At 68.1% G+C, this 11,267-nt stretch carries 8 protein-coding genes and 1 pseudogene; 4 read left to right on the top strand and 5 right to left on the bottom strand.

What is annotated here, in order from left to right; genetic code table 11:
- Positions 1-666: 666 nt before the first annotated feature.
- Together GYB83_RS04060 and GYB83_RS04055 are read left to right on the top strand one after the other, a co-directional pair.
- Positions 667-2,178, top strand: a complete 1,512-nt coding sequence (locus tag GYB83_RS04060; protein WP_161894269.1) for a sugar transferase — start codon at positions 667-669, stop codon at positions 2,176-2,178.
- A 33-nt stretch (positions 2,179-2,211) separates the two neighbouring features.
- Complete coding sequence (locus tag GYB83_RS04055) at positions 2,212-3,207, top strand: NAD-dependent epimerase/dehydratase family protein (RefSeq protein ID WP_161894268.1); 996 nt, start codon at positions 2,212-2,214, stop codon at positions 3,205-3,207.
- Between the two features lie 182 nt (positions 3,208-3,389).
- Here the strand turns inward: GYB83_RS04055 and GYB83_RS04050 are convergent, their stop codons facing one another.
- Positions 3,390-4,781, bottom strand: a complete 1,392-nt coding sequence (locus tag GYB83_RS04050; RefSeq protein ID WP_040520992.1) for an IS1380 family transposase — start codon at positions 4,779-4,781, stop codon at positions 3,390-3,392.
- Positions 4,782-4,965: 184 nt separating this feature from the next.
- On the opposite strand from GYB83_RS04050, the gene GYB83_RS04045 reads away from it, so the two are divergent.
- Positions 4,966-7,188 carry a GGDEF domain-containing protein gene (locus tag GYB83_RS04045; RefSeq protein WP_161894267.1) on the top strand — a complete coding sequence of 741 codons (2,223 nt, stop codon included), beginning with the start codon at positions 4,966-4,968 and terminating at the stop codon, positions 7,186-7,188.
- A gap of 31 nt (positions 7,189-7,219) precedes the next feature.
- Here the strand turns inward: GYB83_RS04045 and GYB83_RS04040 are convergent, their stop codons facing one another.
- From GYB83_RS04040 to GYB83_RS23520, 4 genes and pseudogenes are all read right to left on the bottom strand, one after another.
- Positions 7,220-7,927, bottom strand: coding sequence for a substrate-binding domain-containing protein (locus GYB83_RS04040; protein ID WP_161894266.1), 708 nt, complete (start codon positions 7,925-7,927; stop codon positions 7,220-7,222).
- Positions 7,928-7,978: 51 nt separating this feature from the next.
- A complete protein-coding gene (locus GYB83_RS04035) occupies positions 7,979-8,134 on the bottom strand; it encodes a helix-turn-helix domain-containing protein (protein ID WP_161894265.1) in 156 nt (51 codons plus the stop codon).
- A gap of 133 nt (positions 8,135-8,267) precedes the next feature.
- Positions 8,268-9,650, bottom strand: a complete 1,383-nt coding sequence (locus GYB83_RS23525) for a glutamate-1-semialdehyde 2,1-aminomutase (protein WP_267130317.1) — start codon at positions 9,648-9,650, stop codon at positions 8,268-8,270.
- Between the two features lie 18 nt (positions 9,651-9,668).
- Positions 9,669-10,817, bottom strand: a pseudogene (locus GYB83_RS23520) (hypothetical protein); the annotation flags it as partial.
- On the opposite strand from GYB83_RS23520, the gene GYB83_RS04025 reads away from it, so the two are divergent.
- Positions 10,704-11,258: a dTDP-4-dehydrorhamnose 3,5-epimerase family protein gene (locus tag GYB83_RS04025; protein WP_161894264.1), complete on the top strand. Its 555-nt coding sequence runs from the start codon at positions 10,704-10,706 to the stop codon at positions 11,256-11,258. The pseudogene GYB83_RS23520 and the gene GYB83_RS04025 overlap by 114 nt on opposite strands.
- Positions 11,259-11,267 lie beyond the last annotated feature (9 nt).

Genomic DNA, 11,267 nt, shown 5'->3' with positions numbered 1-11,267 from the left:
GCCACTCCATGATCGTGGCGTGGAACTTGACGGCGTTCGCCGCCCGCAGGTCGCGAGCAAGCGTGTGTCGAAATGGCGATAAATGACCGCTCAGAACCCTGTTGCTTCGGCTGCGATTCTGCTCGGTGGAGGAGGCATCGACGGCGAGCGAGCGTCCATGCGAGGTGAACCGTGACGGAGCCGGGGAACGAGCGGTTGGTCGATCGGGTCATGCACCGGCTTTTCCTCGGATCGGGCCGGACGCGTCGTTCCTCGTGAGGCACGACTGGGCGATTCCCATCACCGTTCTTTCGCGAGGACTCGATGTGGGAGTTCACGTCATGATCGGTGGTCTGCGGATCCGAGCATGTCAACGGCTCAATCCCAGGAACTGGAGGTGAGCGTGTCGACGACCAGGCCCGCGGACATAGTCATCGTCCGCCCCCGCTCACCGGACTCGATCGGCCAATCTCGGTCGGCCCGATGGACGATGGGCGGCGATCACGGCCCCGTCCGGGATGCGCGATGCGAGATGTGACGCCGCGCGTTACGGCGTACGAATGCGTTACGCATCGAAACGTTATGGGGTCCATGTGTTTCTGTTCAGCCGCGTTTCCGGTTTGCAATCGGTGGGCTAATACTCCTTGGTGTCGAAACATCTCGACTCGAGACCAAGGGAGCTGTGCGGTGGTGCGAGTACTCCGGGACACGGACCGAAGCGGACGCGCGGACGTCGGCAAACGCGCCGTGTCGTCGCCCGTCGTCGGCGGGTTCACCGAGTCGAGCACCCCGTGGCAGCGCAGGCATCAGGCACGCGTCCGGTGGGGCGACTGGACGGTCGTCGTCGTGTCGATCGCCCTGACCCAGCTGATCGCGCCGTTTCCTCCGGTCGTCGGCGGACGGCTGTCCGCACTCGTCGGGGCCCTCGCGTTCATCGCGATCGCGTGGAAGCTCGCGCTGCGCGCCACCCGGTCGGACCACCTGGAGATCCTCGGATCGGGTCGCCGCGAGTACGTCCGCGTGACCGGAGCCCTCGCATCCGTGCTGGCCGTGGTCGGCATGTGCGACATGCTCTTCGAGATCAGTCACATGAAGTACTTCTGGATGGTGCTCGCGGGCGTCGGGCTGGTCCTGACCCTCGGCGCCAGGTGGGCGGCCAACCTGGTCGACGAGATCGGCCGCAGATCGGGTCGCCGAGCCACCAGCATCCTCGTGGCGGGCGAGGCGTCGTCGGTCGTGACGTTGATCGAGTTCGTCAACGACAACCCCGGACTCGGGTACCGGGTGGTCGGCGCATGTCTGCCCGGAACCACCCTCGAACACGGCCCGCTAATCGTCGGCGACCACGAGATCCCCGTCTGCGGCGATCTGCGCTCGGGCACGTCGGCCGTCGAGACCATGCAGCCCGACGCCGTGGTCCTCACCTCGGTCGACATGTACGACCACGCCGCGATGCGCGAGCTGAGCTGGCGTTTCGCATCCATGAACATCCTCGTCATGATCGCGGCGGGTCAGCTCGCCGACTTCGGGACGCGAGTCTCGATGCGTGAACACGCGGGGCTGCCGATGCTCCACCTCGACCACCCGAGGTACGGGAGGGCCCGCTCGTCGGCCAAGCGGGTGTTCGACGTCGTCCTGTCGATCCTCATCGTCGCCCTCATCTCGCCGGTCCTGATCGGCTGCGCACTCGCGGTGAAGCTCGGCGACGGCGGACCGGTCTTCTACCGTGCCGAGCGTGTGGGCCTGGACAACCGACGGTTCAAGATGTGGAAGTTCCGCTCGATGATCGTCGACGCCGATCGCATGCGCGACGCCCTCGCCGACCAGCAGACCGGCAACGGCGTGCTCTTCAAGATCGAGGACGATCCGCGCGTCACCAGGGTCGGACGTCTCATGCGGCGGTTCAGCCTCGACGAGCTGCCACAGCTCTTCAACGTCGTCGGCGGCTCCATGAGCCTGGTCGGTCCGCGCCCGCCGCTGCCCGCCGAAGTCGCCGAGTACGACGACCTCGTCACCAAGCGGATGCTGGTGCTCCCCGGGATGACCGGTCTGTGGCAGGTGTCGGGGCGCAGCGACCTCAGCTGGAGCCGATCGGTGCACCTGGACCTCACGTACGTGGAGAACTGGTCGCTCGCGGGCGACCTCGGGATCCTCTTCCGGACGGTCCGCGCCGTGGCGCGCGCCGACGGCGCCTACTGACCCCCCGTCCATTCGCCTCAAGGAGACTCGACTATGACCGGCCGCCCACATCCGAGTCCGACGTCCACTGTCGCGGTGGTCCCGAACCGGACCACCGCCGTCGGGCTGGCCGTCGCGCGGCGGCTGGAGCGAGAGGGCTGGGACACGATCGACCAGGTCGGCCTCGGCATCGACCTGTGCGATCGGGACGCGGTGCGGCGCGTCTTCGCCGAACACCGGCCCGCCGCCGTGATCCTCGCGCCGCTGTCGTCGACTGCCGTCGACGACGCCGACCGGTCCGCTGTGCTCTCGGACTGCCTACGACGTCAGGCCAACGTGTTCGACGCGGCCGTCGAACACGGCGTCCGACGCCTCGTCTACCTCGGCAGCTCGGCGAGCTACCCGCGGTACGTGGCGCAGCCGGCGAAGGAGTCCGACCTCCTCTGCGGTCCGCCGGCCATCGGCGACGAAGTGCCCGCGGTGTGCTCGGCCGCCGGACTCACCGCAGTCCAGGCAGTCCGCGAACAGCATGGCCTCGACTGGACGGCGGCCGTGCCGTCCGAGGTGTACGGATCGACCGACGACGGCGTCTGGGCGGACGACCTGGTCTTCACCCTCACCCGTCGCTACCTCGAGGCCGCCCGCGACGGGCTCGACAGGGTCGTCAACCCCGGCGCAGGAACTCTCGCCCACGACCTCCTGCACGTCGACGACCTCGCTGATGCGCTGGTGTTTCTGCTGTTCCACTACGACGGCGGTCAACCCGTCAACATCGGGTCCGGCCGGTCGTACACGACGGCCGAGATAGCGACGATGGTGTCGATGGGCGTCGAGTTCGCCGGCCGCACGGCCTGGGACCCGTCTCGGGCCGACGAGTCGTGCCACGTTCGGCTTGATGCGAGCCGCCTTGCGAGCTTGGGCTGGACGGTTGCCCGGGAATTGCGAGAAGGTATCGGTGGGGCTTTGACCCGTGTCCGGTCCGTCGAGTCCGGATTGTCGTTCTCGCCGATCGCGGCCACCGGGATGCGAGGCGCGGACGATCGGGGTTGACTGCACTAGCCTCGATCTTTCATCCGGTGCCTATCCCTGCCTGAGCGGTTCGGATTGATTGCGGCAGGGCTGATTTTGCGGTTCGGGTACGACAGGCTGGCCGGTTGCCGCCGGATCACGGCCGGGTTTCACGGGCCCGGAGGGTGTCTTTCAGGTCGTTCGGATACGTCAGGACACGCTGGTCACGTGCTGTTCGGGTAGCCGTCGAGACGATCGAGCCCGGCGATCAGCAGACCGGTGTACTTGGCACGGGCATCGAACCGCAGCCGTCGCTGACGGGCGTGCCGAGCGATCCGAGCCGCGATCGCGAACAACCGAAGACGCAATGTCTTCAACTCCCACGTGCGGGCATCAGTGCTGGTCAACGCCAGCATCTGCATCCACGCGTTCAGATCGATCGCCAACGCTACGATCGAGGTCCACACCTGGTTCTGCGCGAACGAGAACAACGGAAGGTTCAACAGCCCGCAGTCTTTGCCCTGCCGGATCCGATCCTCGCACCGGGCGCGTCGGCGGTGCCGTAGTTCCAGATCAGCCAGCTGCCCGCGCGTGGTATTCGTGGCGAACGCGGTCAATCGCCACCCGTTGCGGTCAGTGATCCGCAGCTGTGCACCGGGATGGGGTTTCTCCCGCCGCACGATCACCCGCATCCCCGGCGGCCACCCCGACAGGTCGATCACTCCGGTCAACTCGGCGACGTCGGCGCCGTCTCGCTGCTCGCGGTCGCTGTTGTAGGCCGGAGTCCATGCCTTCTTCGGGAGTCGGTCGATGATCTCACCCAACCGGGCATCGAGACCGAATCCGACCGAGTACGAGACTCGCTGTTTGTGCAGGTAGTCGAGGAAGTCGTGAGTGGCGCCGGCCGAGTCGGTACGGATCAGGATCTTGCGGCCGGGACGCGGTGGTAGGTCGGGGATCTGCGCCAACGACTGCTGGGTGGTGGTGATGTGGTCGGTGGCGGTGTTCGATCCGGCATTGCCTGGTCGTAGCAGGATCGTTCCGGCTTCTCCGGTCGCGCCGGGCCCGTGGTCGATGAACGCGGTCATCGGATGAAAACCGTAGCCGCCCTTGTAGTTTCCCGCCGCTGACTGCTTGTCCGAGTGTGCGGTGACCAGGGTTGCGTCGAGGTCGATGACCAGTGGGTTCTTCGCCGAAATCCCGTGGTTCGGAGCAGCAGGACCGGCCAACGCCCACACCCGTGCCCGGGTCGCTGCTCGAGCCGCAGCGATCGCCGACAACGCCTGGACCGGCGAGGCGGCCAGCGTTGAGATCAGGCGGGAGACGGTCGGGTCGGAGGCGACGTGGCCGAACGTGTCGGGTTGTTCGCGGATGGTGGCGATGTCGGCGAGGCAGTCGCCGCCGGCGACCAGTGCGACGGCGAGGTCGGCGATGATCTTGCCCGGATCATGGACTGCGGAGGGCGTGCGCCACGGCGCGAGTGCGGTCGACAACTCGGCCGCGAGGCCGCTGACCTCGACTGTTCGGGTCAACAGGATGGTTCCGGCGTGGGACACGAGGTTCTCGCCGTCGCCGGTGGCGCGGATGTGTGGGTAGAACACGGTAGAGTTACTCACCAGAAAGGTGCTCCCTCGCTCTGACGTAATCGGACTGTCGCAAGAACGATTATCGCAGGTGAGAGCACCTTTCTTCATGCATCAGGGTCGGCGAGTCGAATTCACCGATGAAAGAACCAGGCTAGGAGGCTGCCCGATCGGTACGAATGGAGACGAACGACTGTTCCGTTCGTCGTTTGCGGAGATGGGCTACAAGGTCCGCCGTGAACTGGCGTACGGGGTACTGGTGCTCGATGCGATCATCGCCGCGGCCTTCGCCGGGCACGCCGCGCACACGCGCGACCGGTGGATGATCCCGATTGTGATCGCCCTCGTCGGGGCGACGTTCGTGTTGCGTCGGATGTCGTACCGCCCCGATCGATGCGGTACGGGCAACGGGTGGTTCATCGCGGCCACCGTGATCGACGTCGCGTGGATCTACTACGTCCACAATTGGCTCGCCCTCAACGAGACGGCGCGAGTGGTCATGTTCGTGCCGTTCTCGGTGCTGCTGAGCCTCGTCGTCGTCAGAATGCCGTTCCGGCATGCCGCCGTCGCGTTGGTGGTGGGAACGATTCTGCTCTCGACGGCCGAACTCACCCTGCCGTTCTCCGCGCCGAGACTCGTCGCGGTCCTCGTCTGTGCGAGCGTCGGCGTGATCGTCTTGACCGCCACGTTGATCGTCGAGCGGGACGCCCGGCGCTCGTGGCGGATGATGCGGCTGCTCGACGCGCAGGCCCGCACCGACGTGCTCACCGGGTTGCCGAACCGACGTCACTTGGAGGAGGTCCTCGACGCCGCGACGGCCGACACGGGCCCCGTCTGCCTGGCGATCATCGACGTCGACGGCTTCAAGTCGTACAACGACTCGCACGGTCATGTGGAGGGCGACGTGTACCTGCAACTCGTCGCCGAACGGTTGTCGAGCGGCGACGAGTTCGTGGCTCGCATGTCGGGTGACGAGTTCGCCGTCGTGTGGCGGGAGACCGCACCCGCGGTCGCGCGACGTCGCGCCGAGGAGCTTCGTGCCGACGTCGCGGGCGCCGTGGGCTCCGTGGGCGACGACGGGGTACGCCGTCGCACCGCGTCGGCCGGGTTCGCGATCCTCGCCGAACGCGAGAAGAACTCCGACTCGATGCGCAGGCTGCTCTACGCCGCCGACCGTGCCCTGTACGCCGCGAAGGCCGCAGGCAGAGACTCCACGAGGTCCGATACGGCGGGTATCGCGGCGGGAGCTCCGGCCCCGCCGCGCGACGCTCGAGCGCTGTCGAGCAGATACGAGCACGCGGTGTGGGCAGCCGACAAACGGGGCTGCGACGCCGCATTCTCGGCCGTCTACCGCAGCCGAGGACAGGCCATCCGGCGCAGCTTCATCGCGGGGATCTTCGGGGCCTTCATCGTCGGATACGTCGCTCAGGTGATCATCGGGCGACCGCAGCCGGGTGTGGCGTATCAGATCACGATGACGATGCTGCTGGCCGTCGTGCCTGCCACGGTGCTCGCACTCGTCGGCACGTCGAAACGGTGCTCCGTGCGCGTCGGCGAGATCGTGTATCTGTGCGCTGTCGGGCTCATCGTCGTCGGTCTCATGTGGGAGCGCTTGGTGCAGGTGCCGACCGGCACCGTCGTCGTCCCGTTCCTCCTGCCGGTCGTCATCGTCCAGCACCTGGCGTTGACGCACATCCGGTACCGTCTGCTCGCACCCGCGATGTGGCTCATGGTGCTCGGCCTGGCGGCCGTCGAGCTCATCGTGTTCGGGTTCGAGGATCGACGGTTCATCAACATCGTCGTCGCGGTGCTGATGACCGGAGTGATGGCCCAGATGTCCGATCGGGCCGAGTCGACGAGGCTCCTGCTGTGGCGTCGGACCCGCGAACTCGAACAGATGGGCCGACGGGATCCGATCACGAACCTCCCGAACCGGAGGGTCTTCTACACGGCACTGATCGACGCGTTCGGACTGGAGGAGAAGTACGTGGGCGTGCTGCTCCTCGACCTCGACCGATTCAAGGAGTACAACGACGAACACGGGCACCTGGCGGGCGACGACCTGCTGCGCACCGTTGCGTCCACCGTCCTCGATTCGGAGTCGTCCGAGGAGACGGCCGCGCGCGTGGGCGGTGACGAGTTCGGCGTCGTGGTCGTCGGCGACCGACTCGATACGGTCCTCGGCCGCTGTTCGACGATCCGGGACCGTGTCGCGGCCGTGAGCGTCGACGGTCCGCCGCGCGCACACGCCAGTGCGTCGGCGGGCTTCGCGTGGACGCGGACCGGCGATGAGACGGGCTCTCGTCTGGAGCGGATCGGCGAACTCATCAGGCAGGCCGACGTGGCCCTCTACCAGGCGAAGCGCGACGGCCGGAACCGTCTCGTCAGTCGGCCCGTCGTGCCTCAGACGACGGTCGAAGTCGCGAACGAGTTCGCGTGAAGCGGGCATCGCGTCCGCGGTGCCCGCCAGGTCAGAGGTCGATCGTCGCCTGGAACTCTTTCACACGGCCCGTGATCAGGCGCGCCATTCCGGCGACGGATCGGCGGGCGGCCAGCGTCGGTTTCCGGGCGGCGAGGAAGACGGTGTTGATCGGCGGTTCGCTGTCGCCGACCACCCGGACCAGTGCGCCGGACGCGACCTCGCCGGTGACCATGTAGCTCGGCAGCACCGTCATCCCGAAGCCCTGAAGGACAGCGGTCTTCACTCCCTCGAGGTCGGGGAGAGTGACGGCGGGGTCGAAGAGCGGCTCGGCGTTGTAGACCGAGTTCCAGTACCTGCGGATGATCGCGAGGTCGCGGTTCAGCGCGACCATCGGCACCGCGGACAGCTGAGACAGGGAGTCGGTCGGCACGTCCAGCTCCGGGGGTGCGACGAGCCAGAACTCCTCGTCGGCGATCGGCCACGATTCGATGTCGGGGTGCCTGGGCCGGACGGTGGAGATGACGATGTCCACGCGCCCGGCCTGGAGATCGTCGAGCAGGTCCGACGACCGGCCGAAGCCGATGTCGAGCGGTGGCAGCCTGCCGATGTCCGCCGCCAGGGCGGGCAGGATCCGGCCCTCCATGAACTCGCGAGGGCCCGCGATCGACAGCGTGTGGAAGGTCGCCGCATGCCCGTGTTCGCCGCCGACGAAGAATCGGTCGATGTGATCGAGGTGATCGGCGAGCGTCCGTTCCATCTCGTGCGCGAACAGGGTCGGCTCGGCGCCGTTGCTCGACCGGATGAACAGCTATTTGCCGAACCACTTCTCCAGCGCCGCAACGTGATTGGTGACGCTGGGCTGTGAGACACCCATCTGTCGGGCCGCGTCGCTCAGCGAACCCGCACGGAAGACGGCCAAGAACGTGCGGAGCTGATCGAGGGAGGGAGGCTTCGGGGCGGGCATGCGACAACGCTGTCACAGATCGCTGACGAGTAGCGGATCGATCCTCCGGAAACCATCAGCGAAATGCAGTCGGTCATCACCGTTGCTATGTGACGTCACCGGTCGCGGAACAGATGTGGCACGGATCTGCGGCTCACACTCGCCTCGGATGAGCCCGCCCGCGTATCGCAGGCGCCACCGGGCGGCCGCGGAGCACACCGTCCACCGACCCCTTCTCGATCGCGGCCCGATAGCCTGGCAGCGCGGCGGCGACGGCGTCGACCGTGGCGTCCACGTCCGCCTCGGTGTGGGCAGCGGAGATCACGAACGACTGCCCGAGCACCCCGCGGTCGATCATCTCCTGGAGGAACAGCGTGCGGAACTCTTGCGAGGGCTGTCCGTCGGGGCCGAACGTGGAGAACACCGCGCACGACGACCGGCCGGACGCGGCGACGAAATCGGACAGTCCGGCGTCCGCGACCACCCGGTTCACGCCGTCGATCAACCTCGCGCCCGCGGACTCCATCGCGGCTACCGGGTCCCCGGTGCGGTATTCGGCGACCACGGCACGGAATGCGGCGAGCGAGGACGTCTCCGGTCCGTGCGTGGTCGACAGCAGGAACACCCGATCGTCGTCGGTGCGGAGGCCGCCGCGTTCCATGAACTCGCGCCGCCCGGCGAGCGCCGCGATCGGGTGACCGTTGCCCATCGCCTTGCCCCAGCACGACAGATCGGGGACCACCCCGTATGTGTGTTGAGCGCCGTGCGGCGACCAGCGGAAACCGGTGATGATCTCGTCGAAGACGAGTAGAGCGCCGTTCTCGTCGCACAGGCGTCGGACGCCCTCGAGAAATCCCGGTTCCGGTTCGGCTTGCGCCGTCGCGGCCTCCATGAACACGCACGCGATGCGTCCGGGGTTGGCCGCGAACTGAGCGTCGAGCGAGTCGAGGCTGTTGTAGCGGAACCGGACGGTCGCCTCGACGGCGGGGCGTGGCACCCCGGCAGGCATCGCGGTGGCTCCGATGAACCAGTCGTCGACGGAGAAGAAGGGCTGATCGCAGATCGCGACCATGTCGCGTCCGGTCACCGCGCGCGCCAGGCGAACGGCGGCCGTCGTCGTGTCCGATCCGTTCTTCGCGAACTTGACCATGTCGGCGGTCGGCACGGTGGACAGGAAGTCCTCGGCCGCGAGCAGTTCGAGTTCGGTCGGTCGGCTGAAGTTGGCTCCGCGGCCCAGCTCACGGGCCACCGCGTCGACGACGGGCGGACACGCGTGACCGAGCGTCACCGAACGCAAGCCCACGCCGTACTCGATGTATTCGTTCCCGTCGACGTCCCACACGTGTGCGCGCAACCCGTGGGACAGGATCGGCGCCATGCCCTCGGGGTATTGGTCGGGTCCGCGCGCGTAGGTGTGGGCGCCGCCGGGAACGGCGTGGTGCAGTCGGCTCTGCATGGCGAGCGAACGGTGTCGGGACTTCGGCCACGTCGCGGGCCCGGCGGGCCCCTCCGGTCGGACGACGAGTCGCCCCGCCAGCCGTGGATACGACTCGAGCACCTCGTCGCGGAGGTCGGGGACGGTCAGGTAGACGACGTCGGCGAGGGCGAGTGCGTCCACACTCACGATCGGGATGTCGGTACCGGGCATGCGGCGTCCGAGTTTGGCGGGGGACGCGTCGATCACTCCGCGCAGGGTCGACGATGTGAGTCCGCTTCCGGCGAGCAGCGCCACCGCGCGCGACGACGCCGCGTAGGCGTACACCGAGGCGCCCGCGCGGGAGAGACGGTGGGCCCATTCGGCCAACGCTCGGGTCTGGGCGGTCGCCGCTTCCGACAGTCCGCGCAGCACCCGCGGGTCGGTGACGCCGACGGCGGCCTCGGCGGCGATCATCCGCCGGACCTGCGGGATCTGTGTCGACATGCGGCCGTGCCGGGCGGCGACCAGCACCGTGCCGCCGTACAGGTCGAATTCCCACACGTGCGACACGTGCATGCCTGCGGCGTCGAGCAACGCGCAGACCGCGGTCAGGGAGTAGTACGCGAAGTGACCGTGGCGGAAGGCGTTCCACTGGCGGTCGCGGATGATCGTCGCCACCGAATGGAACTGCAGCAGGAGGGTTCCGTCGGGTGCGGTCGCGGCGGCCCGGGCAGCGAACGCCGCCCGCTGATCGGCGTCGTGCATGATGCCGAGACTGTCGACGACGACGTCCGCGGACGCCGGGGGATCGGCGCGCCGGAGTCCCCGGGCGGCGGCCAGGTCGAGCCACGTCCCGCCGTGTGGGCTGGGGAACTCGATCACCGTCTCGCCGGCGAGGAGTCCTGCGGCGGCGGCGAGGTCGAGGGCGGCCGCGGCCTGATCGCGCAGCGCACGTGGCTCCACGCCCCTCGGCTCCTCGGGCGCCGGGCCCGCGTCGTCGAGCTGCACGAGCCCGCACGCCGAGCACAGCGACACCGTGAGGGGATGACGTGCGTCGTCGCAGGCGGACGATGCGGCGAGGGGGAAGTCGTCGCCCGCCGGGACCGCGCCCAGATCGACGACGCGCTGCACGGCGTGCGCGCACCCCCGACACGTCGTGCCATCATCGACGGCATGCTCGTGGTCCAGACCGATCTCGCCGATGTCGTCCTCCTCGTTCCGCAGCCGCACCGCGACGAGCGGGGACTGTTCGTGCGTACTTTCGACGCCGACGTCTTCGACGAGCATCTGGGTGTTCCGGGTGCGGCGGCCGCGTTCGTGCAGGATTCGCAGTCGCGGTCGGCGCGGGGTGTGATCAGGGGCATGCACGGTCGTGCCGGCCGCGGGGAGGCGAAGCTCGTCCGATGCGGGCGGGGCGCGGTGCACGACGTGCTCGTCGACATCCGGCCGTCATCGCCGACCTTCGGTCGGGCGCAGGCGTTCCTGCTCGACGACGAGCAGTTCCACACCCTGTACGTGCCGCCGGGGATGCTTCACGGTTTCCAGGTGCTCACCGAGTCGGCCGACGTCTGCTACCGCATCGACCGGCCGCACGACCCGACCGAGGACGTGAGCGTCCACCACGCCGATCCCGAACTGGCGATCGACTGGCCCGCGCCGTTGACCCTGGTGTCGGAGCGCGACGCCGCCGCGGGCACGTGGGCCGACGCGGTCGCCAGGTTCGCGTAACAGTAGGGC

Origin of the sequence: Gordonia spumicola (assembly GCF_009932475.1) — a bacterium.
GTDB classification, from domain to species: domain Bacteria; phylum Actinomycetota; class Actinomycetes; order Mycobacteriales; family Mycobacteriaceae; genus Gordonia; species Gordonia spumicola.
Note: the sequence above shows the minus strand (reverse complement) of the source record. Positions and strands in the feature narration are given on the sequence as shown.

Excerpts from the sequence above, each read along its gene's own strand:
- GYB83_RS04055 (WP_161894268.1), top strand. The coding sequence starts at position 2,212 with ATGACCGGCCGCCCACATCCGAGTCCGACGTCCACTGTCGCGGTGGTC.
- GYB83_RS04045 (WP_161894267.1), top strand. The coding sequence starts at position 4,966 with ATGGGCTACAAGGTCCGCCGTGAACTGGCGTACGGGGTACTGGTGCTC.
- GYB83_RS04040 (WP_161894266.1), bottom strand. The coding sequence starts at position 7,927 with ATGGAACGGACGCTCGCCGATCACCTCGATCACATCGACCGATTCTTC.
- GYB83_RS04035 (WP_161894265.1), bottom strand. The coding sequence starts at position 8,134 with ATGCCCGCCCCGAAGCCTCCCTCCCTCGATCAGCTCCGCACGTTCTTG.
- GYB83_RS04025 (WP_161894264.1), top strand. The coding sequence starts at position 10,704 with ATGCTCGTGGTCCAGACCGATCTCGCCGATGTCGTCCTCCTCGTTCCG.